General features: G+C 55.5%; 25 protein-coding genes and 1 riboswitch. Of the genes, 6 read left to right on the forward strand and 19 right to left on the reverse strand.

All coding sequences use genetic code 11. The features are described from left to right. Together pepP and ubiH are read left to right on the forward strand one after the other, a co-directional pair. Nucleotides 1-1,308 (forward strand): Xaa-Pro aminopeptidase, encoded by a 1,308-nt coding sequence (pepP, locus tag JWZ98_RS18580; protein WP_205451314.1) that lies wholly within the window; start codon nucleotides 1-3, stop codon nucleotides 1,306-1,308. Between the two features lie 3 nt (nucleotides 1,309-1,311). Beyond that, the gene (gene ubiH, locus JWZ98_RS18585) at nucleotides 1,312-2,526 is read left to right on the forward strand and encodes a 2-octaprenyl-6-methoxyphenyl hydroxylase (RefSeq protein ID WP_205451315.1); all 1,215 of its coding nucleotides are present in this window, start codon (nucleotides 1,312-1,314) and stop codon (nucleotides 2,524-2,526) included. Between the two features lie 17 nt (nucleotides 2,527-2,543). Here the strand turns inward: ubiH and JWZ98_RS18590 are convergent, their stop codons facing one another. From JWZ98_RS18590 to JWZ98_RS18640, 11 genes are all read right to left on the reverse strand, one after another. Continuing rightward, the gene (locus JWZ98_RS18590; protein WP_205451316.1) at nucleotides 2,544-2,699 is read right to left on the reverse strand and encodes a hypothetical protein; all 156 of its coding nucleotides are present in this window, start codon (nucleotides 2,697-2,699) and stop codon (nucleotides 2,544-2,546) included. Nucleotides 2,700-2,995: 296 nt separating this feature from the next. Next, nucleotides 2,996-3,931, reverse strand: a complete 936-nt coding sequence (locus JWZ98_RS18595; protein ID WP_205451317.1) for a hypothetical protein — start codon at nucleotides 3,929-3,931, stop codon at nucleotides 2,996-2,998. Nucleotides 3,932-3,985: 54 nt separating this feature from the next. Beyond that, nucleotides 3,986-4,522, reverse strand: coding sequence for a GNAT family N-acetyltransferase (locus tag JWZ98_RS18600; protein WP_205451318.1), 537 nt, complete (start codon nucleotides 4,520-4,522; stop codon nucleotides 3,986-3,988). Nucleotides 4,523-4,663: 141 nt separating this feature from the next. Continuing rightward, entirely contained in the window at nucleotides 4,664-5,245 is a 582-nt protein-coding gene (locus JWZ98_RS18605; protein ID WP_205451319.1) for a cohesin domain-containing protein, read from the reverse strand. Nucleotides 5,246-5,363: 118 nt separating this feature from the next. Beyond that, nucleotides 5,364-7,154, reverse strand: coding sequence for a hypothetical protein (locus tag JWZ98_RS18610; protein WP_205451320.1), 1,791 nt, complete (start codon nucleotides 7,152-7,154; stop codon nucleotides 5,364-5,366). Next, nucleotides 7,154-8,014 (reverse strand): hypothetical protein, encoded by an 861-nt coding sequence (locus JWZ98_RS18615; RefSeq protein ID WP_205451321.1) that lies wholly within the window; start codon nucleotides 8,012-8,014, stop codon nucleotides 7,154-7,156. The genes JWZ98_RS18610 and JWZ98_RS18615 overlap by 1 nt, the downstream gene beginning before the upstream one ends. Then, nucleotides 8,011-8,853, reverse strand: coding sequence for a hypothetical protein (locus tag JWZ98_RS18620; RefSeq protein ID WP_205451322.1), 843 nt, complete (start codon nucleotides 8,851-8,853; stop codon nucleotides 8,011-8,013). The genes JWZ98_RS18615 and JWZ98_RS18620 overlap by 4 nt, the downstream gene beginning before the upstream one ends. Nucleotides 8,854-9,008: 155 nt before the next feature. Continuing rightward, the gene (locus JWZ98_RS18625; RefSeq protein ID WP_205451323.1) at nucleotides 9,009-9,797 is read right to left on the reverse strand and encodes a hypothetical protein; all 789 of its coding nucleotides are present in this window, start codon (nucleotides 9,795-9,797) and stop codon (nucleotides 9,009-9,011) included. 72 nt (nucleotides 9,798-9,869) lie between these two features. Further along, nucleotides 9,870-9,948, reverse strand: a riboswitch (cyclic di-GMP riboswitch). A gap of 78 nt (nucleotides 9,949-10,026) precedes the next feature. Next, nucleotides 10,027-12,561 carry a TonB-dependent receptor gene (locus JWZ98_RS18630; RefSeq protein WP_240348103.1) on the reverse strand — a complete coding sequence of 845 codons (2,535 nt, stop codon included), beginning with the start codon at nucleotides 12,559-12,561 and terminating at the stop codon, nucleotides 10,027-10,029. 302 nt (nucleotides 12,562-12,863) lie between these two features. Further along, nucleotides 12,864-14,015 carry a FecR domain-containing protein gene (locus JWZ98_RS18635; RefSeq protein ID WP_205451324.1) on the reverse strand — a complete coding sequence of 384 codons (1,152 nt, stop codon included), beginning with the start codon at nucleotides 14,013-14,015 and terminating at the stop codon, nucleotides 12,864-12,866. 137 nt (nucleotides 14,016-14,152) lie between these two features. Then, on the reverse strand, nucleotides 14,153-14,671 hold the full coding sequence (locus JWZ98_RS18640; RefSeq protein ID WP_033159083.1) for a sigma-70 family RNA polymerase sigma factor: 519 nt from the start codon (nucleotides 14,669-14,671) through the stop codon (nucleotides 14,153-14,155). A gap of 332 nt (nucleotides 14,672-15,003) precedes the next feature. Here JWZ98_RS18640 and JWZ98_RS18645 point away from each other — a divergent pair, with 332 nt between their 5' ends. The 4 genes from JWZ98_RS18645 (at nucleotide 15,004) to JWZ98_RS18660 (ending at nucleotide 20,063) form a co-directional block, all read left to right on the forward strand. After that, nucleotides 15,004-16,704 (forward strand): glycosyl hydrolase family 17 protein, encoded by a 1,701-nt coding sequence (locus tag JWZ98_RS18645; protein WP_205451325.1) that lies wholly within the window; start codon nucleotides 15,004-15,006, stop codon nucleotides 16,702-16,704. Between the two features lie 99 nt (nucleotides 16,705-16,803). Beyond that, nucleotides 16,804-17,601 carry a transglutaminase family protein gene (locus JWZ98_RS18650; RefSeq protein ID WP_101054162.1) on the forward strand — a complete coding sequence of 266 codons (798 nt, stop codon included), beginning with the start codon at nucleotides 16,804-16,806 and terminating at the stop codon, nucleotides 17,599-17,601. An 89-nt stretch (nucleotides 17,602-17,690) separates the two neighbouring features. Beyond that, the gene (locus JWZ98_RS18655) at nucleotides 17,691-19,001 is read left to right on the forward strand and encodes a hemolysin family protein (protein WP_205451326.1); all 1,311 of its coding nucleotides are present in this window, start codon (nucleotides 17,691-17,693) and stop codon (nucleotides 18,999-19,001) included. Nucleotides 19,002-19,133: 132 nt separating this feature from the next. Then, nucleotides 19,134-20,063, forward strand: a complete 930-nt coding sequence (locus JWZ98_RS18660; protein ID WP_240348105.1) for a 2OG-Fe(II) oxygenase — start codon at nucleotides 19,134-19,136, stop codon at nucleotides 20,061-20,063. Nucleotides 20,064-20,120: 57 nt separating this feature from the next. Here JWZ98_RS18660 and JWZ98_RS18665 read toward each other — a convergent pair whose 3' ends face one another. The 8 genes from JWZ98_RS18665 to JWZ98_RS23460 all read right to left on the reverse strand — a co-directional run bounded on the left by JWZ98_RS18665 (nucleotide 20,121) and on the right by JWZ98_RS23460 (nucleotide 24,891). Next, nucleotides 20,121-20,561, reverse strand: a complete 441-nt coding sequence (locus JWZ98_RS18665; protein WP_205451327.1) for a SoxR reducing system RseC family protein — start codon at nucleotides 20,559-20,561, stop codon at nucleotides 20,121-20,123. A gap of 10 nt (nucleotides 20,562-20,571) precedes the next feature. After that, nucleotides 20,572-21,102, reverse strand: a complete 531-nt coding sequence (locus JWZ98_RS18670) for a flavodoxin (RefSeq protein ID WP_020483339.1) — start codon at nucleotides 21,100-21,102, stop codon at nucleotides 20,572-20,574. Between the two features lie 24 nt (nucleotides 21,103-21,126). Beyond that, nucleotides 21,127-21,744, reverse strand: coding sequence for a Grx4 family monothiol glutaredoxin (gene grxD, locus JWZ98_RS18675; protein WP_205451328.1), 618 nt, complete (start codon nucleotides 21,742-21,744; stop codon nucleotides 21,127-21,129). A gap of 74 nt (nucleotides 21,745-21,818) precedes the next feature. Continuing rightward, nucleotides 21,819-23,120, reverse strand: a complete 1,302-nt coding sequence (gene clpX / locus JWZ98_RS18680) for an ATP-dependent Clp protease ATP-binding subunit ClpX (RefSeq protein WP_101054171.1) — start codon at nucleotides 23,118-23,120, stop codon at nucleotides 21,819-21,821. A 1-nt stretch (nucleotide 23,121) separates the two neighbouring features. Further along, nucleotides 23,122-23,976: a nitrogen fixation protein NifM gene (gene nifM, locus JWZ98_RS18685; protein ID WP_033159091.1), complete on the reverse strand. Its 855-nt coding sequence runs from the start codon at nucleotides 23,974-23,976 to the stop codon at nucleotides 23,122-23,124. After that, complete coding sequence (locus JWZ98_RS18690) at nucleotides 23,976-24,452, reverse strand: nitrogen fixation protein NifZ (protein WP_033159092.1); 477 nt, start codon at nucleotides 24,450-24,452, stop codon at nucleotides 23,976-23,978. The genes nifM and JWZ98_RS18690 overlap by 1 nt, the downstream gene beginning before the upstream one ends. Next, entirely contained in the window at nucleotides 24,449-24,763 is a 315-nt protein-coding gene (locus JWZ98_RS18695; RefSeq protein ID WP_033159105.1) for a nitrogenase-stabilizing/protective protein NifW, read from the reverse strand. Before JWZ98_RS18695 ends, JWZ98_RS18690 begins: the two co-directional genes overlap by 4 nt. Before the next feature lie 5 nt (nucleotides 24,764-24,768). Continuing rightward, nucleotides 24,769-24,891: a hypothetical protein gene (locus JWZ98_RS23460; RefSeq protein ID WP_256438917.1), complete on the reverse strand. Its 123-nt coding sequence runs from the start codon at nucleotides 24,889-24,891 to the stop codon at nucleotides 24,769-24,771. Between the last annotated feature and the right edge of the window lie 15 nt (nucleotides 24,892-24,906).

Here is a 24,906-nt window from a genome sequence, read left to right on the forward strand (position 1 = left end):
ATGAAACAAAGCGAATTCAAAAAACGCCGCGCGAGCCTGATGAAGCAAATCGGCAAAGGCAATATCGCCATCATTGCCAGCGCGCCGCAGCGCACCCGCAATCGCGACGTGCACTACCCGTTCCGCCAAGACAGCGACTTTTATTACTTAACCGGCTTTAACGAAGCCGAATCCATGGCCGTATTCATCCCCGGTCGCGAACAAGGCGAATACATTCTGTTCTGCCGCGAGTTCGACGAGAAAAAAGCGCAGTGGGAAGGCGCCCACGCCGGCCTGGAAGGTGCCACCAAACACTACGAAGCCGACGATTCGTTCCCGATCGCCGATCTGGACGACATCCTGCCCGGCATGCTGGAAAACAAAAGCAAGGTGTTCTACCCGATGGGTAAGGACAGTGATTTGGACCACAAACTGCTGGAGTGGATCAACCACATCCGCAAGCAGTCGCGTACCGGCGTCACCGCGCCGGGCGAATTGGTGTCGCTGGAACACATCGTCCACGAGATGCGCTTGTTCAAAAGCACGGAAGAACTGAAATTGATGCGCCGCGCCGGCGAAGTGTCCGCCAAGGCGCATATTCGCGCCATGCAGGCCTGCAAACCCGGCTTGTACGAGTATCAAATCGAAGCCGAATTGATCCACGAATTTATCCAAGACGGCCTGCGTGCAGTGGCCTACCCATCCATCGTCGCCGGCGGCAAAAACGCCTGCACGCTGCATTATGTCGAAAACAAAGACAAACTCAACAAAGGCGATTTGTTGCTGATTGACGCCGGCGTGGAGTGCGACCATTACGCCGCCGACATCACCCGCACCTTTCCTGTATCGGGCAAGTTTAGCGAACCACAAAGGCTGCTGTACCAATTAGTACTGGACGCTCAGGCCGCCGCATTGGCCGAGATCAAACCCGGCAATCCCTGGAACAAAGCCCACGACGCCTCAGTAGAAACGCTGACCAAAGGCCTGATCGAACTGGGCCTGTTAAAAGGCAAACCCAAAAAACTGATCAAGGACGAAAAATATAAACAGTTTTACATGCACCGCATCGGCCACTGGCTGGGCATGGATGTGCATGACGTCGGCGATTACAAGATCAAAGACGAATGGCGCTTGCTGGAACCGGGCATGGTGTTAACCGTGGAACCAGGCCTCTACGTGCCAGCCGACTGCGAAACCGTGGACAAACAATGGCGCGGCATCGGCATTCGCATCGAAGACGATGTCTTGGTGACTAAATACGGCCACGAAATTCTCACTCATGGCGTGCCCAAAACCGTTGCCGACATCGAAGCCATTATGGCGGGCTAAGCAATGCAAACCGATTTCGACCTGATCATCGTCGGTGCCGGCCTAGCCGGTAACTGTCTGGCCCTGGCGCTGAAAAACAGCGGCTTAAAGATTGCCCTGGTCGAAGCCAATAGCCGCGAGCAACTACGCCATTCGCCAGCCGGCGACCGCGCGCTGGCGTTGGCGGCCGGTACCGTGGAACTACTCAACGACTTGGGCGCTTGGCGCGGCGTGGCCGATAAAGCCACTGCCATCAAACATATTCACGTCTCGGATCGCGGCCATTTTGGGAAAACCCGGCTAGCCGCTGAAGATCAGGGCGTGGAAGCCTTAGGTTATGTGATCGTCGCCCGCGACATCGAACAGCACATGGCCGACCTGATCGAGAAAACCGACACGGTTTGCTTGTATCAAACCCGAGTCGCCGGCTTGATGTCTGGCCGCGACGCCGTGAACGTCAGTTTGAAACAGCACGACGGCAGCTCCTTAAACGTCAGCGCGCAGTTGCTGGTCGGCGCCGACGGCGGCAATTCCACGGTCCGCAAGCTGTTGGAAATACCGCAGCAAGTCACCGAATACGGCCAGACCGCGCTGGTCACCACCGTGCAATCGGCGCTGCCGCATCGCAACATCGCCTTCGAACGTTTCACCGAATTCGGTCCGTTGGCTTTGCTGCCGGTGGCCGGCAAACAATCGGCCGTGGTATGGACCCGCACGCACGAGCAAGCCGAAACCCTGATTAACGTCAGCGACCGCGAGTTTCTTGCAGAGCTACAAAACTGCTTCGGTTATCGCTTGGGCGAGCTAAAACTGGCCGCACCGCGCCGGGCGTTTCCGTTAAGTCTGATCCGCGCCGAGAGCATGGTCTCCGGCCGCACCGTCATTATCGGCAACGCCGTACATCAATTGCATCCAGTCGCCGGCCAAGGTTTTAACCTGGGGATACGCGATGTGGCCTTACTAGCGGAAATGTTGATCGATCAACAAGAGCAGCATGGCGATTTAGGCGACACCCGCCTGCTAAAAAACTACAGCCGGCAACGTCAGCAAGATCACGGTAAAACCATCGGCTTTACCAACAGCGTGGTCAAGCTGTTCTCCAACGACAACCTACCACTAGCCGCCGTCCGCAACGCCGGGCTGACCTTGCTGGACCACCTGCCGTTTGCCAAGCAACTGCTGACGCGGCATGCGATGGGTTTGGCGGGGCGGCAGCCTAAGATCGGCGAACGCAAATAAACCCAAATCGCGCCGCCTCACTCAAAGAAACTTAGCCAAATCGCCGCCATCAGACTAGCTAAAGTCAAAGCAGCGGCGATAACTCGGGCAACTGGCCTGGGACGCACAGCCGTCCATACCAACAGTGTCGAATACGCAGCGGCCGGCAGCAAAAAGCTCAGTAAAATCATCATTAACGCCCGCCCCGGCGCACACGCTTCGTTGCAGATTAATGTCCACTGCCTCCACAAGCCGACGCCCAAAGCGACTGCGAGAATCACACCTGCCAGGTGCAATAGCCATCTGAAACCGATTTGACCCTCCCCGAACAAAATGTCGCGCTTGATACCGACATGGAATGCGGCTTTCGCCTTCCGTGCGAATCGTAGCTGTAGGTCATATTGCCGCGGAAGCGGTTATGTGACATTCAATACTCGCTTCGGTGTATGTCAAGGAACGCTAACGCGCACCCTGACCCACGAGGCCCCATTTAACCCGGAGCCGCGTTTTCGCGGTGATCGGCTCGAACGGCTCGTTGGGCCGGTCTACCGACGATAAATTTGGATACTGTTGTGATTAGACTTTGCTGCAAGTCTGACCAACTATCTGGATCCGCAGACATATGGTGAAAATAGTAGGAGAACTCGCCATCTGTGAACAAATGCGTGCATTGAAACTCGCTTCCCTCAAAGCAATGCACGAGCGTGTTCACTCTTCCGTCCGGGCCTAGACGGTAGTACTGAATTCGCGGCGAGTGCGATGATCGAGACAAGATCCGCTCTTTGATTAACCCCTTGTGTTGTCCGAGGGCTTCGATTTGGTTCACCCTCGACGCCTTGTCGAGCCAGCCTTCCAGCTTACCGTCGAAGCCAATGGTTATACCAACATAGTTGCACGGCGCCTCCCCGCATTGATATGACTTTTGCGGGGCAAACGTTGGCGAAAGCGCCGCGATAGCGATGTGCGCAGGAGATGTGAAACTAACCAGTGGCGCATACTCGCTTGGAATCGAAAACTGATACCCACGAAATCGAAAATTCGATCCTGCCGCTCCCGGCGCTCCATACAGGCCCACTTTGCGCAGAAAGTGTCTAGCTGGCTCACAGTAAATCGGCGGCTCGCCGAAAGCGCCTTCTATAAATTGGTTCTCCATATACGACCAATGATAAAGAACGGGCTGATCTGGGTTACCGATGACCAGCACGGCGTGGTTTATAGTTCCGTTGCTTCTCATGTAGAGACCGGCCAGTTCGATCAAGCCTCTGATACTTTTGTACTCTGAGCCGCCAGTAGCGATCTGAATGCAGTAAGGAAATGTTGATGCCGTCTCCTCGGCGCTCGATTTCGCCGATTGCATCACATACAGGGAATAAGCGGCTAGTGCAGTAGCTGCCGCGGCAGCGATGATCAAAACGTTTCTGAACATCACTCTAGAATCCAATCTTCGAGCTAAGCCGCCCGCGGGGGCAGGGCTTAGGTATCACCGCAAGTCACCGGGTACGAGCGAGTAGACCAAGGCATTGTGCGGCTTGCCTTGAAAGTAGAGACGGTTCCTCGCTTCGCATTCCAGTTTGGCACCAAGCGACTCAGCCACCCGTTGGCTTGCTTTGTTGTGAGTAAGCACGACAATTTCAAGGCGGGTCAGGCCCAGTTGATTGAATCCAAGTAGTGCCGAATGGTGGGCTGCGAACCTAGCGACTCCCTGACCAGTATGCCGCGAGCTCACCCAGTAACCGATATTGCCAATCCGGTAGGCTCGGTTGATGTGGTTGACGCCTGTCCCGCCAATCACTGCGCCTGAGACAGCATCGAAGATGCCCAAAGGATACTCGGCATCTGCTGCCCAGAGTTGCATGGTGGTCTTGATCCAGTTTTCCGCATCCAGCGGTGTATAGTCCTTAGAACACCATGGCATCCAGTAAACGAGTTCATCAATAGACTCGCGGACGGCTGAATAGAAGGCCCCGGCATCTGAGAGCTCGAGCCTGCGAACGATGTATTTGGGAGCGTCGGACATTGTGATGCTTAACAAGTAATTCAAAGTTCCGTATATCACCCAAATACTTGCTTAGCAATAAGTCAGAATGAAGTGCAACGAAAACTGGATTATTTCCAAAGAGCGCCTGGACTACGCTCCGCTTCATCCAGGCTACTTTGACTAAACCTTACGCCGCCTAAGCACCACCCAAACCCCACCAACCATCGGCCAAACCATCCCCGGTAACGGCACGGCGGCCACTGTGTTGATATTAAGCGGCGCTGCGTTTGCCGATAAGGCGTTACCCCCGGCATCCGCCAGACCGTTAATCAGTAAATCAAGCTGACTGCTACCGCTGCTCAGCACATTGAAACGGATGATCGCCAACGTAAAGCTGTCGGCTTGCAGGGCTTGTAAATCCGCCGCGTCGTCCAAGGACGACTCGAATAAGTTCAGCACTCCCGGCCCCAGCACATCGGCGGCGGTACTGTTGCCACCCAAGTCAAACACATCCAGTTCGTCACCCAACACCGGATCGCCGAAAACTACGCCGGCAAAGGCCAAACGTGTTGGGTCAAACTGAATATTAAAGTCATACGTTGCTAACGCAGCGCCGCCCAAACCGGAAATGTTCAAACCGATTTCAATGGCTTCGACGGTTTGGCTACGGGGCGTGAAATGTAAATCAATGGCCGCATCGGCCACACCGCTGGCGGCGAATAATGCTATACCGACCAGGCCGGCTTTTAGTTGTTTCATCATCGTTGTTAGTCCTATATTCGGCACCCTGGATTCCCGCGTGCGCGGGAATGACGGAGTAATTTCGGTGCGTGCGTCAGATTGGAGAAATCTGACTACCAGCCGCTTGAATCAAGCTCGTTTAAATCGCACAGCGCGAGCGCGTACACAGCAAAGTCAGCTTGCGCACATCCAACACATTGATCACACCGTTTTTATCCAGATCACGGGGATCGGCTATACCGGTAGCCGGTTGGTTGCGTGCCGCAATGACCACGTTCAAATCCAGTTGATCGACATCGCGGTCGCCGTCCAGATCGCCTTTTACCGCGATGTTCTCGCAACTATCCGGTAGATGATTCAAATTGGTATCGCCGCTGACCCGGTTTTGAATATCCAGCACGTCCGATTTGCCATTGTTATTGCAATCCGGAAATACATTTAAGTAATACACATCCTGCTCGCCGTGGTAGGTGGCGGTGTAAGCAATGTGCGCGCCGTTGGCGTCGGAAACCATCTGGGTGTAATCGCCCATTTTGTCGCCTTGCCGTTCTTCGCCGTTCACGATGTTATACGGCAGATGCGTATTGAACACCGGTGTGACCGCCTGATTTTTGCTCCAGGTTGCGCCGCCGTCCCAGGAGTAGGAGTAGTAAAGCTGGGAATAGCGATACGGTGCGCTGCCGCTACCGTTACGGGTGTCGTACCACACCGCGTCGAGGCGGGAGTTGGCCGCCACGGCCAACATCGGGAACCATTGATAAGCGTTGGCGGCGGGTGGATCGTCATTCACCCGCACCGGCGCCGACCAGGTAGCGCCGCCGTCACTGCTGCGCACGAAATGAATATCCTGCGGATCGTCGCCAGTTTGCCAGGCATAGGGGGAGACATGCGCCAGCAAATAAATATTGCCGCGCAACGGCCCGGCCGATTGATCGGCGGCAATTTGCACATCGCCGTCGCCGCCCAGCGGGTTGGGCAACTGCAAACTCGGCGACAGGAACATCATGCTGTTGCCGCCCATATCGACCTTTTGCGCGGTAAAGGTGGGTGAAGCGGCGGGATCTTTGGCATCAACCGATTTCAGGAAATAGTGCCCGCTACGCACTATGCCCAAGGCACTGACGGACAAAATCGTTTCATCGACGCCGAATAGATAAACCTCGCCTTCCGCGCCGATGGTCAGCCGACCAAAGCCAAAGTTTGCCACCGGCAATGCCGCATCCGGTTCTTGATAACTGACACCGCCGTCCGTGGATCGGATGAAATATTTGGGGACATAATTTGGATCGGGGTTACTGTCGGCCGGCCGCCGCCAGGTGCTGTAAATATGCCCGTCGCTGGGACCGCCGGTTTTATCGATGGCCAGCCAGTTCTTGTCGCCTTTAAACTGATACACGGGTTCCGACCAAGTCACGCCGCCGTCGCCGGATTTAAACACCGAAGTGCTATCCGATACCGCCAAAGACTGGTAATAGAAATTGCCCAAGGCATCGACCTCCAACACCGGATCGGTGCGAGTTTGCAGTGGTAAGGCCGGCAGCATGCCGGTAGTCCAACTCGCGCCGCCGTCAAAGCTATAGGCATAGCCGCCGTGTTTGACGGCAGTGGGCGGTGAATCGAACTTACGCCAGCCCACGACAATATTGGCGGGATTTAGCGGATTCAAGGCCAGCGTCGGTTCGTTGCCTTTGTCGCCGGCGATGTTTTGCCCCTCCGCATCGACATTGACTTGATGGCTACGGTACTGTCCAAAGCTTATTACCGGGGAAGGCCCTGCCTGCGCGGCTGTCGTCAATGTCAAACCGATGCCTAAGCCTGCCGCGATTTTTACCCAGCCGCCGCGGCGAAAATATGCAGGGTGGTGTTCGTCAGGCGCTGGGTAAACGGCAGTCCATGGCCGAATCAATTCTGGATCTTCGGCTGGCTTCATCACGCCATCCTTTTGTCGGAACGGTTATTCAGAAACAGTCCGGCCAAACCGCCGGCAAACAACCAGACAGCAGCCGGCAAAGGCACCGCCGCCGGCGTTTCTCCCGACACCACGGTGGTTTGGAAGCTGAAAGTACCGATGCGCGTATCGCGCAAGCGGGCGTCGCGAGCGCCCAGATGATCGAAGCCCCACCCTAACCCAAGATTGCCGTTAAGGCTTAACGTATTCCCGACTATTGCGGTTGTGACATCAAACAACTCAAAACCGCCCGCATCGAAACCGATGTGATTGGTAATCACCCAACCGGTACGCCCCGGCGTCGCCGCTTCAAGAGCCGGATCGTATTCCAAGGTCATATCGCCCAACAACACTCTATTGGTCGGCGGATCGACGTCCACTCTAAAACGCATGACACCGCCTAACCCGATGCTACCGCTGGCAGTGCCGAACAAATTGCCGGGCTCGAACGCGAAAGTGGTATTTCTGTTCTGCCGCCCGCCCGGATTGACTATCGGACTCACCCCGTTGACACTAAATTGCAACCCGGTTGCCGGAATTTCATCGGCCACCGTATCGTACAAATCCGGCGTATTGCCGTCCCGCAGCTCAACAAAGGTTTTTGATGCCGCCGAAGCGTCGTAAAACTCTTCCAGATAAATAGAAGGCCGGCAGCAAATCGGAAAGTCCGCAGTGGGCGTGTCTGGATAATCGTTCACATCAAGGCTGGCGATTAGCACATCGCGGTTTAGGTTAAGGACCAGCGCACCGCCGCTGACTGTCGCGGCGTGGGCTTGGCTGATCGACAATACACCGAAAACGGCTAATAGCCAGGCGGATGATCGATGATTATTGATTTTCATAATGTCACACTCCTTGAAAGATATGGCCTACGGCCTATGCCGATAAAGCCCAAAAAGCCGCTAGCGAATAACCAGACCGCAGCGGGTAGCGGCACCGCCGATACCTGTCCGCAACCGGCATAGGCACCCGTGCCCAAACAGAAACTGCCGACATCGACCAGTTGCGCGCCTTGCAACATGCCGGCGTTTTCCGGCGACATCAGTAAATCGCCGCTCAACTGCCAGTTTCCGGCGTTGCTAAAGCTCAGGCTCAGGTTGTTTAAGTCGTACACCGCCATCGTGAAATAAATGTTATTGGCTAGGTACCAACCGGTGCGGCCCAAAGTTTGCCGGTTGGCATCGTAAAGCAGCGAAAAATCGCCGTTGACCAAGCCGGCTCCAGTCGGCGGCCAGTTCGGCGCATAAAAACCCTGCACGCCGGTCATGCCCACTTGTGCCCCGGCCACGCCGGCCAGCGTGATGGTATCGATGGCAAAATCGGCTGATGTGGCTTTGACGTAACGCTGGCTGGCTTGCGGACTGGGATCGCTACCGATAGCCGTCAACTCGAACACCTGATTGAGTCCGGAAATCTCGGTGGTATTGAGTTGGCTAAGCAAATGGTCGCCGGTATTGGCCGGATTATCAGCATTGGACGTTGCCGTACTCCAAAACGTCGACAAGTAATAGCCCCCGGCATAAGGTGCCAGCGCATTCCGGTCCAGGTTCATCGTAAACGTACCGCCGGATGGCGCATTCAATGTCGCGGCGTCGGCGCTTGCCGAGGCCATTCCCATACCGATGGCTAGCATCGCCCGCACCACCAAAGTGGGATAGCCACAGTTTTTGTTGATCTTCATAAAATCCCTATCAGCGGATGGTCAGAATAAGCCCTCTCCCTGCCTGAATACACAAGCGGCCGTAGTCGACGGCATGCGGGCACGAAGAGGGATTTATTGCCGAAAGTCCGGGCCCGAAGCGAATCTTGGCGACCGCCCCAAGCCCACTTTGTGAGTTAAGCTGCGACCAAGGCTTTTCTGCGACTTGCACCCAGCAAGCCCAGCAGCCCGCTGCCGAACATCCAGACCGCCGCCGGTACCGGTACCGCCGATGGCGCCGTGCTAGGCGCCAGGCTAAAAGTACCGACCACGGCATTGGTATTGGCGCCAACCAAACCGGCCCACAAACCGGTCCATTGCAAGTCGCCGCTCAGTAGTAATTCGCCATTGCTGCTTAGCGACTCGGAGACGTTGGTCAGCTTCAAGAAATTTTGGTAGCCAAAACCGGTATCGTAGGTTTTGATATTCCAGGTGCTTCCGGTTTTTACCAGGCTAAAGTCGTAGGGCGTCAAAATGCCGCTGCCGCCTTGGCTGGTCAATAACCAGGCGCCGCTCAGACCGATTTGACCGACCGAGGTATTGCCGGCGTCCATCGTCGTGGCTTGTTCGGTACGGCCATAGGGACCGGCAGCCGGATAGCTGTTGGTCGTGGTGTTGGCGTTAACCGCAAACGACATCGCGGTGCTGGCAGTTGCCGATAGCGTCGTTCCGCCGGTGGTTGCACCGGTGATGCCCAGTAAATTATCGCTGGCGCCCCAATGTTTCGCGACAATCCAGCCATTCGGATAGCCACTGCCGACATTGACCGATGCCGCCGCAAAAGCGGCATTGTTGATGGTAATGGTGGCATCGCCGCTGACTTGCGCGGCGCTGGCTGTAGCAGGCGCCAAAACGGCGGTCAATGCGCTTAAGGCGAGCAGGCCGGCGCTTACCCATTGAGTGCGGTTGTAGTGCAAGATTGTCATTTTTTATTCCTTAATAAATTACGGTTAAAGTTAATCTGCAAATCGCCAACCCGAATTTCGGGTCTTAAACTGGCAGGTAACCCGGCTGTCTTAATCTCCAAGACCCGTGGCTTTCCGGCTCCGTCTCGCGGCGGATGTGGCATGTTTGTCGCGGTCCTTACGACATCACTCTAAATCCCTGAGTGAGGTGCTCCTGAAAAACTCCTGTGGCAAATAGTTAACGACGGCATCAGTACTTGATTGAAAAACTTAGAAACCCGGCGCGGCCGGCTGCCCGCGCTACCCGGCCCTCGAAATAGCCGTAGGGCTGAAAATAATCCTCATCACTGAGATTTTTGACCGTGGCCGCCCATTGGAAACGCCCGGTTTCGTAAGCCAACGCCGCGTCGAAGCTGTGGTAGCCGGCGGTTTTAAAGCGATTGTTATTGGATAAATAAGCGCCGGCGCGGGCGTACACGCCGAAACCCAAGCTAAAACCTTGCAACTCATTCTGCTGAAAACGGTAATGCGCCCAGAGCCGCCCGGCATCTTCCGGGACTTGAGCCAAGCGATTGCCGGCAGCCACCCCGGCTTTGTCGTCCATGAAGCGGGCGTCGGTATGCGCATAGTTTGCCAGCACACTGAAGCCCTCGACCGGTTGCCAGAGCAAATCCATTTCGATACCGCGCGAGCGTTGCTGCCCTGCGGCGACCGAACGCCGCAGGAAATCGCTGCTGTCGGTGACCGCGACCTGGCTGCGCTCGATTTGGTACAACGCCAGTTGGCCGCTGAATTGATTCGCAAAATTGAATTTCAGACCGGTTTCCAGATGATTCGACAATTCCGGGGCCGGCGTATCGACGAAATTGACAAACGGTTGGCCGCGCATGCCCTCGCTATAAGAAATAAACCAGGAAACCTCGTCGTTTAGGTCGATCACGCCGCCTAGGCGCGGCAACCATTTCAGCGTATCCGTGGTGACATTTACCCCAGTTTGCGCGTTATTAAAATCGATACCCACCTTGCCCAGCCTAAGACCGGACAGCCAATGCAAACGCCGGTACAGCGTGCTTTGCCACTGTAGGTAAGCGCCGTAAGTGAGGTTTTCGATGAACTGATTGTCCCGGCCCGGACCGGGTACGGCATAAGGGGAGTCAAATAGCGGTGCGCGCAGATCGACCGTACCGACGCCGAATCCTAAGGCGCCGAAATCGCCCTCGATAAAGCCGGCATCTTGCAAACGGCTGTAATCAGCGCCCAACAACAGATTGTTTTCGCTGGGACCCAGCTTAAATTTGCCCTGCAAATTGCCCAATACGCTGCGTTCATGCTGTTGTTGAAACAATTCGGCGTTCACTAATGCCCAGTGCGATGCCGGCAGCAAGGGCCGATCCGCGACCAGGCCATCGCTACCGAACAGGGTCTGAATTTTCTCGTCGAATTCAGCCTGCGCATAGCGCGCCTTCAGGTTTAAGCGCCAGCTCCCGGTGAGCTGCCGGTCCAGCGTAGCCCATACCGCATCGGCATCCGAATGGCTATCGGGCAGATTGGCCGGCCCCGGGAACAGATCGGGCCGGGTAACAAAATCGCCGGCGATGCTGCCGGTGGCGGGCAAGCCCTGGTACTCCGGTTGCTGCCAACGCGACAGTTTGGCTTGGATCGTCAAACGGGTTTGGTCGTTATCGGTCAGCGTCAGGGCCGGGTTAAGGTTAAAACGCTGCGTTTCGATTATGTCGATGTTATGTCTGGCGTTGGTATATTCGCCCGTCATGCGCAACAAAATATTGGCGTTTAGGGGTTGATTGACATCGAAATACGGCTGATAAAAGCTGTGGCTGCCGATTCTAAAACCCGCTTCGCCGAAGGCTTTGGCCTGCGGCAATTTAGCAAGCAGATTCACCACCCCGCCCACCGGGGAGCCCGAGCCGCCGCTGTAGAGCAAGGCGTTGGAACCCTTCAGCACTTCGATTCTTTCGATATTAATAGTGCTTTCCCGGTCACCGGGGTTGTAGTACTGGGTAAAGCCATCCAGCAGTTGTTCGGAACGAAAACCGCGAATTAAGGTGCCTTCGATAACCGGACTATAGAGCGTATTGCGCGCCACTATGCCGCTAACATTGACTAAGGATTCGCTGAGGTTGATCGTTTGCTGGTCGTCTAACAAGGGGCGGTTAAGCGCGTGCACCGACTGCGGGATTTGCTTGATTGGCGTGTCGGTCCCGGTGGCGCTGGCAATATGCCTGACGGCATAGGTCCGCGCCTCGTCAAGCATCGGCTCGGTGGCGATTTCCGCACCGGCCTCCGCTGTTTTCGAGCCCACGACAGTCATGGCATCCAAAGTAACGGCGGGCGGCAGGCTAGACAGATCTGTTGCCGCCGGACTGCGTTCCAAAGTCACCGTGTCGGTATCGATAAAACGGTAGGTAAAACCGCTACCATGCAGCAAGTGTGTCAACGCCTGCTCTGCCGACATGTCCCCGAGCAGCTCTGGGCTGGCAAGCTCACGCAACATGTCCGCTGAAAAAATCAATTCCAACTCGGCTTGCGCGGCAAATTGAATCAGCGCGTTATTCAAGGACTGGCCGCCGATATTGAAGTGGCGAACCACTTCCGCTGCGACCGCCTGGCTACTGCTCCATTGTCCGCCGGCCGCCACCAGCCCGATCAACACCCAGGTATCGACACCGACACGGTTGCCTTTCAGCGCATAGCACAGATATACGGCTGGCCGATGCCATACGCCCACTGCCAGCGGGTAGCGAAAATCGTTAATCCGTGCTTTCAAGATCCGTCCTGTCCGAAAAATAATGTTTCTCAACATAGAAGTCGTTTCAGTACAAAAATCGATCACAAAAATTTCCTGATTGGCAAAAAATCGTCTCCATTCCGGCAAAACTGCGTTGAAAAAATCGCAGCGCTGCGCGACTGAGGAAGTTTCCGGCGGAAGGACGACTTTTGCTTGAATGCGGGTAAATAGGGAACCGCCGTTGAAGGCTTGAGCCGGTGGGCTGGAATTTTCGACTAATATGCGCCAAACCGTTTTGGACATGCGCGCGCTGCCCGGAGTGGCTTACAGCACCCAAAAAATCAGCGATGCAGCAACACCCACCAGGGACCGATACGGGTTTCTTGCAACGCCAGCGCTTTACGCACCGAGGACAGTGCCTCATCGGGCGTATCCAGAGAAAACACCCCGGTTACCCGCAGATTTTTAAGTGCGGCATCCGCCAGAAATATCCGTCCCAATCGATAGCGCTCCAACTCGCTGATCAAGTCAGCTAAAGGTCTATCGTTGATCACTAGGCGATGCTGCCGCCAAGCGGACTGTTCCGCGCCCACGGCCCACGGATGCGGCAGCGGCAGTCCGGGTTGATAGACCAAGCCCTGCCCCTGGGCGACGGTAACGTCACTGTCCCGACCCGCCATACTGACCGCTACGGCATGCTCCTGGACGCTCACCTCGGTAGGCCCGGTCGCGGTTTTATACACCTCAAACACCGTGCCCAAGGCGCGGACCGTCAAATCGTCGGCCACTACGTCGAAAGGCCGCCGGCTATCCTTTGCCACCGTAAATTGCACCTGGCCGTGGTGCAAGACGATACGTCTGGCCGCGGCGGTGAACGCTACCGAAACCGCGCTATTGGTGTTCAGCAGCAAACGGCTGCCGTCGCTGAGTTGAATCTCGCGGATTTCACCGGTTTGCGTGCGGTAGTCGCTAAAATAATCGCTAAATAAGCGCGCTTGTTGCGGCATGATCAGACTAATCGCCAACAGCCACATCGCCGCGACGGCCAGCCCGGCCGCAAACCAGGGCCGGCGCGGCCTGGCCAACGGCCGGCGGCTGACTGGTTTATCGGCCTGGCTCTTGAATAACGTTCGCCCTGAGCCTGTCGGAGGGGTCACCAGCCTGGGCTTCGACGAGCTCGGCTGACACGGAATACTTCTGATAGAAAGGGCCGGGTCAATAATCTGGTCAGCGGCAGCATTTTTTTCCGCAGCGTGTCGAGACGCAGGTTGCAGCGATTCGCTCGCACTGGACAAACTGCCTGCCAGCACCATATCGCTAAACAAAGCCTCAGCCTCGGTAAATGCCTCGGCATGCAATGGGTCGCGGCTCAACCAATCGGCGAAGGCTTCTAGTTCCGCATCGCTCAATCTGTCGTCGCGCAGACAAACCAACCAGGCGATGGCCTGATCTTGCAGACTGGTGTGAGCGGATTTGTCGGACGGCGCTGGCATGCAATCTCCCATTATGCAAGGCTGTTATTGATAAAGACGTGCGAGGCGCGAAAGCGATCATACCAAGCAGGGCAAGCGGTGGCAGTCAACGGCATCGGGATGAAGTGGGTTGTGGAAAAATAATGCGGGCTTTTTGCTTAATCGGCCAGTTGCCGGGCGCAATGCGCCATGGCTTGGGCCAGCAGCTTATTGACTTGGGACTTAGAAACCCCTAAACGTTCGGCGATTTGGGTATAGGTCAGGCCATCGACCCCATGCAGTAAAAACACAGTGCGGCAGGCTTGCGGCAACTCGCCCAGCGCATGCTGCAACGCGGCCAGACGTTGTTGACCGATCAACACCTGTTCCGGCGGCGCGGCGTTACCGGGAAGAGTGTCAACCAGCGCATCAATATCTTCGTCGGCACCGTAACGGTCCCTGACCATGGTTTTGCGCTGATGATCGATGGTCAGATTAATCGCAATCCGAAACGCCATGGCCCGCGCATTATCCGGCGGCGTTTTCTCGGCTATTTGCCGCAGTCCCAGGTAGGTGTCATGGGTTAATTCGGCGGCAATGTCCGGGCATTTCAAGCGCCCGGTTAAAAAGCGCAATAACTCATCGGCCAAGGACTCGGTCCAGAACGCGGAAATATCGGTCATTGGCTGTGCACTCATGCGTATCGGAAATATCCAAAGCTTCAATCAAAAACAGCCGCCGGCCGGCACCCCGCCAAAGCCTTACCGCATAGCTGCGTCAGAGCGTTTGCAATTATCGAACCAAAGGCGAATATTGCCGGCAAGCCCCGCCCGGCGTCCTGCCCTGCTTTGCTCCTTAGTGGCGGGCCGCCCGCGAATGCGGCAAATAACCTGCGGCATAACCGGCAGATAACATAGTTTTATCGAGAATCGCCGCCAGACTCACCGACTTTGATTTTTAGCGCGCGCCAAGACTGTATAATCCCGGCAATCCCACATATTTATTCACTCAGCTTAACCATCCGCCTGTCATGCGCACCACCCATCTGTTTTTCTGCCTCATGTTCATCCTTGCCGTTCACGGCGCTATCGCCTGGAGCCTGAATCGCCCCCAGGACGCCGGTGTCGATGTGCCTTCGGGTAAATTGCGCAGTTTGTCGTTTGCGCCTTATCGCGAGGGGTTTAGCCCAATTGAAGAAAAGTTTCCGTTGCCCGAGCATATCGACGCCGACCTGGGTTTGATTGCCGATAAAACCCATACCATCCGTACTTACTCCATCCTCGGCGGTATGCAGCCGACGCCCGAATTTGCGCGCAAACACGGGGTGGAAATGATCCAAGGCGGCTGGCTGGGAGATGGGCATGCCAGCAATAAAAAGGAAATCACCGCGCTGATCGAAGCGGTCAACGCCCATCCGGACGTGATCAAACGAGTGCTGGTCGGTAACGAAGTGCTGCTACGGAAAGACATGGATGTAGACACGCTGATCGGCTATATCCGCCAGGTTAAACAGGCGGTGAAACAGCCGGTGTCGTATGCCGATGTCTGGTCTATCTACTTGAAATATCCACAACTGATGCAGGAAGTGGACTTTATTACGGTGCACATTCTGCCCTATTGGGAAGACGAGCCGGTGGCGATTGAGGAGGCGGCCGGACATGTGGAGAAAATCGTCCAACAAATCGAAGCCAAAGCCCACAGCATGGGTCTGAGCAAGCGGATTCTAATCGGCGAATCCGGCTGGCCGGCCGCCGGCCGGCAACGCGGCCGGGCAGTGCCCAGCGTGGTCAACGAAACCCGCTTCATCCGCAGCCTGATTGACGTAGTAAACCGGCACGGTTTGGATTACAACATCGTCGAAGCGTTTAACCAACCCTGGAAAAGCCATAACGAAGGCGTGGTCGGCGCCAACTGGGGCTTGCTGACTATCGACCGCGAACCGGTATTTCCGCTGACCGGCCCGGTTTACGAAAACCCGGACTGGCTAGGGCATTTTGCCTGGGCGACGGGTTTGTGGCTGGTGCTGGTTGCGGTCTATTTTAAAAAATTGGCCCCGCTGTCTTGGCCGCGCCAGTTGGTCTTTTTGACATTGGCCCAAGCGTGTGGAGTCTGCCTGGTCACGCTGGCGAGTTTTGCGTGGTTTACCAGCTACAGCCTCTGGCAACAGGCTTACACCCTCTTGATTATCGCCGCCAACGGCGTGTTGAGCGCTTTGCTGCTGCAACGCAGCTATGCGATTTTAGCCGAGCAATCCGCAGCACCGGCACTGGCCCATCGCTTGAGAAGCGCCTATCTATTTTTCGGGATTCTGGCGCTGTATAAAACTTACAATCTGGCGTTGAATGGCCGGTATCTAAGCTTTCCAGTCGAACAATTCGCGATTCCGGCCATCGGCGTCTGCGGGTTGATCGTGTGCCTATGCCTGGCCCAGCGGCGCTTTTACCGGCAGATGCTGCGCTTTGACAGCCTGTCCGGCGGGGATTTGCAAACGCCACGCGACCGCTTGCTGGCCTATTTTTTAAGCGCCGGCACCTTGGCGGTAGTGATCGGCGAGACCCACGAGTTTATGGCGGCCTACGATTTCATCCAAGCGCATCCCGGCTTTAGTGAAGGTTTGCCGGTCGCGCTGGGCTATACGTTTTACAATCAGCAACTCGTCGCGTGGTTGCTGTGTATACTGGTGCTGTCGATCCCGTTCTGGCCTCGCCGCTCAGGCAAATCCAAGATTTAACCCGCAAGGCCAAGTGGCTCAAGCGGTTGGTATCGGCATCTAACGGGCTGCGCTTGCCATCAACGCTGATTTTTCGATAATCAACACCAGGACCCTCATATGTGGCTGCGCACGAGTTGCGAAATAACCTTCGATGTCAGCATCGACACCCCTTTTATTTTGATGCTGCGGCCGCGTAGCGGCGCAAATCAATGGGTGGCGCGGGAGTCGTATACGTTGACACCGACGGTGCCGGTCTTCGAGTTTACCGACTACTACGGTAATCTCTGCCAGCGCCTGATTGCCCCACCCGGCGAGTTTGCCGTGCGCACCAGCGCCGATATTCACACCCATGAGCATATCGACGTCTGCCCCGGCGCACCGTTCACCGAAGTGCAACATTTGCCGGATAGTGTGCTGACCTATTTGACACCCACCCGCTATTGCGAATCCGACCGGTTTATCGACCTGGCCCAGGACATCGTCGCCGACGCCATCCCGGGCTATGACCAAGTCGCCACCGTGCACCGCTGGCTGCGCGAGAATATCCGCTTCAATCCGGATTCACCGCATTTCCAGCTCTCGGCGGTTGAAACCAATCTGGCCGGCGAAGGCGTGTGCCGCGAACTGGCGCATCTGGGCATCGCCCTGTGCCGGGCGTTATGCATTCCGGCGCGAATGGTGGTCGGTTATTTATACGGTTTGCAGCCCATGGATTTTCACGCCTGGTTCGAGGCTTATGTGGATGGGCGCTGGTACACCTTCGATCCCACTCAAGCCGAGCCTTGCGGCGGCCGGGTCATCGTCGCTTACGGCCACGATGCGGCGGATGTGGCCATTTTTACCCAATTCGGCCCGGCGCTGTATCCGAGCCATATGGCCGCCAATGTCGAACGCCTGCCCGGCCCGCCCGATTAAGCGCGATCTGAGCTGAGCAGCATCACGTAACAAGCAAAGACCCGGATTACCGGTATAATGCTGTTTCCGCTGTAATCAATGCTTTATCTATGAGTAATCTTGTCCTGGTCGCCTGCGCCTTGCTGCTGGTATGTCTCAACGGCTTCTTTGTCGCAGTCGAGTTCAGTTTGGTTAAATTGCGACAAACCCGGATTAAAGCCATTGAACAAACCGAAGGTTGGCGAGGCAGAATACTCGCCAAAGTACACAAACAACTCGATGCCTACTTATCCGCTTGCCAGCTCGGCATTACCCTCGCCTCCCTGGGTTTGGGCTGGATCGGCGAACCGGCTTTTGCCGACCTGTTAGTTCCGCTGTTTGCCAAAGCCGAAATCACCTCTCCCGAAATCATCCACAACATCTCGTTTGGCTTTGCGTTTTGCACCATCTCCTTTCTGCATATCGTGGTGGGCGAACAAGCGCCCAAATCGCTGGCAATCCGTAATCCGGAAGGCATAGGTTTATGGAGCGCCGGACCGTTGTATGCGATGTATTGGTTGATGTATCCGGCGATTTGGTTGTTAAACGGCAGCGCCAATCTGGTGCTACGCATAGCCGGCTTGAGCAACAGCCACAATCAAGACAGCCACTATTCCAACGAGGAATTGAAACTGATTTTGCGCTCCAGCCGGGCCGGTGAAAACCTGACCAGCGACGAATGCAATGTACTGGCCAAGGCCCTGGATTTCGGCAAGTTGGAAGTATCCGATTTAATGCGGCCTATCCACGAAATCACCGCGCTGTATCAAGGCCAATCTCAGCAAGAAATGTTGGATACGGTGTATAAAAGCTGCTTCAGCCGCTACCCGTATTTCGATGGCAACGGCATCGACGTCTTGGGTGTGATCCACTTGAAGGACTTATTCCTGGCGCAACAAAACGGCCAGCAAATCGACGATTTGGAACCCTATTTACGGCCGATTCAACATATCTCCGCGCATATGCCGGCGCTGGAATTATTCCGCCGCTTTACCCAAGGCTCGCCGCACTTTGCGGTCATCGGTCAGAAAGGCCACAAGCCGCACGGATTTATCACCCTGGACAATTTGCTGTCGGCCATGGTCGGCGAAATCCGCGACGAATTTCGGAAAACCGAAAGCGACTGGACCCGCCAGGACGACGGCAGTTTGCTGGGCAAAGGCAGCTTGCCGATTTTCTCGCTGGAACGGATTCTGGGCATCGACGTGGAAAACGAAGAATTGGATCTGGATGATGTCGATTCGGTAGGCGGCATGATCCTGGCGCAATTGCGCGACATCCCCGAAGCCGGCGAGCGCATCGCCTTTAACGACTTTGAAATCGTCGTCAAGGAAATGAACGGCCCACGCATCGAGTGGGTACAGGTATATCCGAAGCAATAATGTAAAAAGATCACAGTGTAGCTAGCGACTCAGCCACCCCTTGTAGCCGCGATTAGCGAAGCGTAATCGCGGGAATGATCAGTTGTAGTTGTATTGCTACCTCTCAATTTGATTCTAATAGGAGCTTAGCCGTTGCTATCACAGCCCATCCACCACGATAGCCCGTTCCCATTTTTTTACGACAATTCCGCATTTTCTCAGGAGCAGTGCGCGGCACTTGAGCGTTTATTTTTGCTGGATGCCGAGTGGCAGCATCGGGATGGGGCGTTTTACCGGTGCTCGCTTAGAGACGTAACCGAGCACATTCCAGCGGCATTTCAAACCGAAGTGCTGGCTAGAATGCGCGAGATTACCGGATTGCCGCTGACGAATCGTCTGTTAGTCACGGCGCAACGCATGCTGCCTGGACAAATGATTGGCAGACACAGCGACCGGCCGCTGGTGGGTTATGAGATTGCCCGGCTGGTTGTGCAACTGAATAAGCAATGGCAGCCCAAGCATGGCGGGGTGCTGGAACTATTCGCCTCGCAGGAGAGTGACGCGGTTTTTCGGGTCAATCCGGAATACAACAAAGCCTTCGGCTTTTTGCTGCATGCCGATTCATACCATGGCGTCACGGAGGCTATTCAGCCACGGCAAAGCGTGGTCTTCAATTTCTGGCATGCGGCAAATACCCCCGAGCTTGCCGCGCACGTGCAAACCTTGTTTGCCGACATGCATTTTTCCGAGCTGCCGGCGACACTCAATGCGGTGGCCTCGGCGGCGGAATCGCATCTGCCCGAGGAGACGACCTTTCATGCCGGCCTGGCGGCGCTGGCGTTGCATCGCTGGGGCTACGACGCGGCTAGCGTTATCACCGGCTACCAACACAGCGCCAGTCTTTCTACCTGCGACACCTACGATGCCGAGACCTATGCCGCCGTGCGACTGGCGGATTGGGTTGCGTGTTTGTATCGGGATTCGTTTGATCTGGCCCGTTGGCAAATCTTGCAACACGAGCTCAAAGGAATGGAAATGTTTACACGCCTGAAACCGACATGGCAGCTTTGTCTGCCGGCGTAGCGCAAGCAAACGGAAGCGGACTGACTTTACACAACCAGTGCGTCAACCAGCGAAAAATCAATCGCTACCCAGTTTCTTGACGATTTGCGGCTTAAAACAAAGATGGAGCAGTAGCAGATTTTGACAGCGGTTTATCAACCAAAAGCCGGTCAGCAATGTGCTTAACGCCACTTCGGGCAAGTAATCCGTGTTATACGGAGCGGGTAGCCAGGCTTCGGCCAAGCCCACCCCGATCAGCATAAAAATCAACGGCACCAGATAGAGTAACAGCGACGTGAGCAGCAGTTGACCATCGTCTATCGCCACCATCACGTGGTCGCCGGCTTGCAGGTTTATGTCGCAATCGACTGGAAATTCGCGCTTGGGGAGGACTTTCGCCAGTGTCGCCGTGCCGCAGGATTGTTGTTGCAAACAGCCGCTGCAGGCATTGCTTTGCAGACTTTTGATCCAGGTACGGCCATCGCTAACGCGGGTAACGATGGCCGCTTCTTCGATCATGGTTCGCCTATCAAGCCCAGGCGGAGGAAATTGAATCCAGCCAAGCACTGAGCCGGCCTTCGCTGAGTTCTTTCTGGTTGTCTTCGTCTAACGCCAAACCGACAAATTGGTCGCCCAGCAAGGCTTTGGATTTTTTAAAAGTGTAACCTTCGCTGCTGGTCATACCGACGATGGTGGCACCGGCGTCGGCAAAGGCGTCATATAAAAAGCCTAAGGCATCGACGAAATTGCCGGGATAACCTTCCTGGTCGCCCAAACCGTAGATCGCCACGGTTTTGCCGGAGAAATCGGCGCCCGCCAACGTGGGCAGAAATTCTTCCCAGCTCTCGTTATCGTGTCCGGCACTCATGCCCGGCAGTTCGCCCTCGCCGTAAGTCGGCGAACCGACGATCAAGACATCGTAGGCCAACAAATCGTCCACGGAGGCTTTATTGATATTGACCGGCTTGTCGGCCGCATCGCCCAATTTCGTCGCAATGGTCTTGGCTACTTTGCGTGTGTTGCCGGTATCGGTACCGAAAAAAATGCCTACTTTTGCCATAGTGTTGTCTCCTTGTTAACTAGATCAGATTTGAATTTGCAGTAAGCCCGGATTTGCCGCCGGTTGCTGAGCGGCCCAAGCTTCAGGCGTATGTGTCTTTAGCGTGACGGCATGCAAACGGCCGGAAGCCAGCGGCGCACTCAATGTAGCCATGACGCCTTGATGTTGTTTGATCATGGGTTGATCGGCGAACAATTCGCTGACCACGGTGATGTTCAAATCGCAACCGGCGCCTTCGATGCCGATGGTCGCCCCCGGATAGGCCGCCAGAATCAAGGCTTCCACTTCGGAATGGGTAATGGTTTGACTGGCATCCGCACTCTCGACGGGCTGAACGGTCGCTTGCAACAGCGGCAACAAAGTCCCCTCCTTGTACATGGCCTCGACAATGTCGGCGCCACCGATCAGTTCACCTTTGATGAACACTTGCGGGAAAGTGGGCCATTTGGAAATGGACGGCAGCTTTTCGCGGATGAACGGCGATTGCAAGACGTTGACATAAGCGTAAGGGATCTTGGTTTCGTTCAAGATGCCGACAGTCTTCGCGGAAAAACCGCATTCCGGAGCGCTAGGCACGCCTTTCATGTAAATAATCACCGGATTTTCGGCAAGTTGTTGCAAGATTTTTTCTTTGACGCTCATAGTAGATTTCTCGATTAACTAAAACTTTTCAATGCTAGGGCTGGGCTTCGGCTTTTACAGCCCGGCCGCTAAACTCACTCCCCGCCCGACAACCGCTTCAAATCGTCACCGTCAGTGGGTTTGTCGCGCGGCACGACTTCAATTTCCGCTTCGCCGCGTATCACCTCCGCATTCACAATGCAGCGCTCGACGTCCGGCCGGGAAGGTAAATCGAACATGGTGCGGCGCAGTACGTGCTCCATGATACCGCGCAAACCGCGGGCGCCGGTGTTGCGGGCGATGGCTTTTTCGGCGATTTCCACCAAGGCATCCTGGGTGAATTCCAGCTCCACATCATCGAAGGCAAACAGATGTTGGTATTGTTTAACCAAAGCGTTCTTCGGTTCGGTCAAGACTTGGATCAAGGCATCCACATCCAAGGGCTCTAACGGCGCCAACACGGGGAAGCGGCCGATAAATTCCGGGATCAAGCCGAAGCGTTTCAAATCGTCCGGCTGTGTGGCATTCAACATCGCTTCCAGCGTCGGTTTGTCGTCAGGGTTGCTGACTTCGGCATGAAAACCGATAGCGGTTTTCGGCGGCAGCAAGCGTTTTTCCACGTGTTTTTCCAGGCCCGGAAACGCGCCGCCGGCTATGAACAGAATATTGCTGGTATCCACCATGACCGAATCATTACCGCTGTGATCCTTGCGCCGGCCCTTGGAAGGAACCTTGACATGCGAGCCCTCGACCAGCCGCAACAAGGCTTGCTGCACGCCTTCGCCGGACACATCGCGGGTACCGAAAGCCTGTTCCGGGCTGCGGGCAATTTTGTCCACTTCGTCGATATACACCATACCCCATTCGGCTTTGCTGATCTGGCCGTCGGCCACATCCAGCAAGCGCACCAGAATATTTTCGACGTCGTCACCAACGTAACCGGCCTGAGTCAACGTGGTGGCATCAGCGACCGCGAACGGCACACCGACGATTTTTGCCAGCGTGCTAGCCAGCAAGGTTTTGCCGGTACCGGAAGGGCCTATCATCAGAATATTGGATTTACCGATTTCCACGCTGTCATCGGACTCGCCCAAACCGCCGACTTTACGGCTGACGTTTTTCAAGCGCTTGTAGTGGTTGTATACCGCGACCGACAGAATTTCCTTGGCCAAATCCTGGCCGATCACATACTGATCGAGCATGGCTTTCATCTCGGCGGGCTTGGGCAAAGGGCCTTGCATATCGGCTAATTCTTTCTTCTTGCCCCAGCTGGATACCACCTGGCTGGCCAACATCACGCAGGCTTCGCAGATGTAGCCTTCCGTGCCGGCAATCATCGGCACGGCCGCCGACGCTTCGATACCGCAAAACGAACAATGTTTGGGTTCTTTTAACATGTTAGGCACTCCTGTTGACTGCGGGCAGACTGGCCAGCCACGTGCGCTGGCAATTTCTGCGGTAACGATCCTGCATGATCTGCTGAATCTTCGGTGTCGCTTTTTTCAGCGACATGGTTTCGGCCGGGATGATTTTCAGGCATTGAATCACATGAAAACCCATCTCGGTTTCCACCACATCGCTAATGGCGTCTTCTTTCAAATTAAACAATACCGCATCCAGTTCCGGAAACAAGGTGCCTTTGGCCACTGTCCCCACTTCGCCGCCCTGCACTGCCGTCGGGCATTCCGAATGCTTCAGCGCCAAATCGGCAAATTTATGCGGCTTACGTTTCAAGGTGCCGAGAATCTCGTTAATCCGCCGCCACGCCGCCTCGCGGGTATTGTCTGGGTAATCCGGATTGATACTGATCAAGATATGTCTGGCCTGGCGCGTCTCGGGTTTATGGAATTTTTCCGGGTGCGAGTGGTAGAAAATGCCGATTTCCACCTCGTTAACCTTGGGTGCGCGGGCGGCCACTCTATCCATCACCGCATCGACTTTGCACTGCCGATACAGAGCCGCTTTCAGCATATCGACATCCAGGCTGTTGGCGTTCAATGCCGCTAAAAAGGCGTCTTCATCTTCAAAGCGGCCGCGCACTTCCTTGTAAGCGCGGTCCAGCTCTGTATCGGAAATCACCACGCCGGTGGCTTCGGCGGAGTTCAGGACTCGGCCTTCGATTTCGTATTCGTTTTTGGCTTGCACTTCCACCTGGCGCAGTTGCAGTTGCTCCAATTCGGCCGGCGCTTTCTGGAACAGGCTCAAGGCGGCGCGCAACAGGGTGTAAGGCTCTATCGACGTCTGGCTCATCATTATGCCTCCGGTTCTTTGAAGGTGGCCGGATCCGCCGGCTCCAATACACTTTCCGGCACCTGCATGGTTTTACCCGGAAAACGCACGTGGTAGAGCAAAGGATCGCTGTCGCGCAACACTTTCAGGATTTCGCCTTGGGTGCCGGCCGGGTAATTACCGTCCTGGGTGGGGATGTCTATCGTACACACCACCTGGTCGCGAAACTCGAAACGGCTTGGATTCCAGGGTGCATCGGCCGGGATCAATTCTTCGGCGCGGCAGCCTACCATGCGTCCCGCATCCAAAAAATGCACGGTGTAAATCACTTGGTCTTGCAGAAAGGTGCCGACTTCGATGACATTGCCGACACTGCCCCGGCGCAGCAAAAAGTCGCCGACATCCATTCCCGGATAGGTGCCATCGTTGCGAACGTTTCGCGTCAGCCTGACCCGTTCGCCGAATTCGAAGCGCTCTTCGTCGTAACGTTCGTCTATCATGTTTTAATATCCGCTAGGGAAACAAACACGGTTTGCGGTTCCATCATCTTAAAGACCTTAAATACTTTTTCGGTCTGTGCGTCGGAGTCCACGAAGTCGCTATAAGCACGCTGCAACAGCTTTTTGTAAACTTCCCGTTGCGCATCTTCGTCTTCCGGCATGTTATCGCCGGCTTGGCTCAGATAATTGTGGAAGCGCTGCAGGATATGCAGCCGGTTGACGTGGACGACGGTGGTATCGTATTCCAGCTCGAAATAGCGCAGAAAGTCTTCCGCAGCTTCCAGCTCTTCCATATCTTCTTCTAAACTCATCGTCATTACCTCATCATCAGGTGATCGAGATTGGCAGGTTGTTCTCCCAATGCGTACACCACTAATAAAACCACCAGCATCACAGCTGTTTGGGCCAAAAATGGATCGGATTTTTGTTTTTTCATCATGGCGATCACCTTTAG

This window comes from Methylomonas sp. EFPC1 (assembly GCF_016925515.1).
GTDB lineage: Bacteria > Pseudomonadota > Gammaproteobacteria > Methylococcales > Methylomonadaceae > Methylomonas > Methylomonas defluvii.

Coding starts and splice junctions, on each gene's coding strand:
- pepP (WP_205451314.1), top strand. CDS start 1: ATGAAACAAAGCGAATTCAAAAAACGCCGCGCGAGCCTGATGAAGCAA.
- ubiH (WP_205451315.1), top strand. CDS start 1,312: ATGCAAACCGATTTCGACCTGATCATCGTCGGTGCCGGCCTAGCCGGT.
- JWZ98_RS18590 (WP_205451316.1), bottom strand. CDS start 2,699: ATGATGATTTTACTGAGCTTTTTGCTGCCGGCCGCTGCGTATTCGACA.
- JWZ98_RS18595 (WP_205451317.1), bottom strand. CDS start 3,931: ATGTTCAGAAACGTTTTGATCATCGCTGCCGCGGCAGCTACTGCACTA.
- JWZ98_RS18600 (WP_205451318.1), bottom strand. CDS start 4,522: ATGTCCGACGCTCCCAAATACATCGTTCGCAGGCTCGAGCTCTCAGAT.
- JWZ98_RS18605 (WP_205451319.1), bottom strand. CDS start 5,245: ATGATGAAACAACTAAAAGCCGGCCTGGTCGGTATAGCATTATTCGCC.
- JWZ98_RS18610 (WP_205451320.1), bottom strand. CDS start 7,154: ATGAAGCCAGCCGAAGATCCAGAATTGATTCGGCCATGGACTGCCGTT.
- JWZ98_RS18615 (WP_205451321.1), bottom strand. CDS start 8,014: ATGAAAATCAATAATCATCGATCATCCGCCTGGCTATTAGCCGTTTTC.
- JWZ98_RS18620 (WP_205451322.1), bottom strand. CDS start 8,853: ATGAAGATCAACAAAAACTGTGGCTATCCCACTTTGGTGGTGCGGGCG.
- JWZ98_RS18625 (WP_205451323.1), bottom strand. CDS start 9,797: ATGACAATCTTGCACTACAACCGCACTCAATGGGTAAGCGCCGGCCTG.
- JWZ98_RS18635 (WP_205451324.1), bottom strand. CDS start 14,015: ATGCCAGCGCCGTCCGACAAATCCGCTCACACCAGTCTGCAAGATCAG.
- JWZ98_RS18640 (WP_033159083.1), bottom strand. CDS start 14,671: ATGAGTGCACAGCCAATGACCGATATTTCCGCGTTCTGGACCGAGTCC.
- JWZ98_RS18645 (WP_205451325.1), top strand. CDS start 15,004: ATGCGCACCACCCATCTGTTTTTCTGCCTCATGTTCATCCTTGCCGTT.
- JWZ98_RS18650 (WP_101054162.1), top strand. CDS start 16,804: ATGTGGCTGCGCACGAGTTGCGAAATAACCTTCGATGTCAGCATCGAC.
- JWZ98_RS18655 (WP_205451326.1), top strand. CDS start 17,691: ATGAGTAATCTTGTCCTGGTCGCCTGCGCCTTGCTGCTGGTATGTCTC.
- JWZ98_RS18665 (WP_205451327.1), bottom strand. CDS start 20,561: ATGATCGAAGAAGCGGCCATCGTTACCCGCGTTAGCGATGGCCGTACC.
- JWZ98_RS18670 (WP_020483339.1), bottom strand. CDS start 21,102: ATGGCAAAAGTAGGCATTTTTTTCGGTACCGATACCGGCAACACACGC.
- grxD (WP_205451328.1), bottom strand. CDS start 21,744: ATGAGCGTCAAAGAAAAAATCTTGCAACAACTTGCCGAAAATCCGGTG.
- clpX (WP_101054171.1), bottom strand. CDS start 23,120: ATGTTAAAAGAACCCAAACATTGTTCGTTTTGCGGTATCGAAGCGTCG.
- nifM (WP_033159091.1), bottom strand. CDS start 23,976: ATGATGAGCCAGACGTCGATAGAGCCTTACACCCTGTTGCGCGCCGCC.
- JWZ98_RS18690 (WP_033159092.1), bottom strand. CDS start 24,452: ATGATAGACGAACGTTACGACGAAGAGCGCTTCGAATTCGGCGAACGG.
- JWZ98_RS18695 (WP_033159105.1), bottom strand. CDS start 24,763: ATGAGTTTAGAAGAAGATATGGAAGAGCTGGAAGCTGCGGAAGACTTT.
- JWZ98_RS23460 (WP_256438917.1), bottom strand. CDS start 24,891: ATGATGAAAAAACAAAAATCCGATCCATTTTTGGCCCAAACAGCTGTG.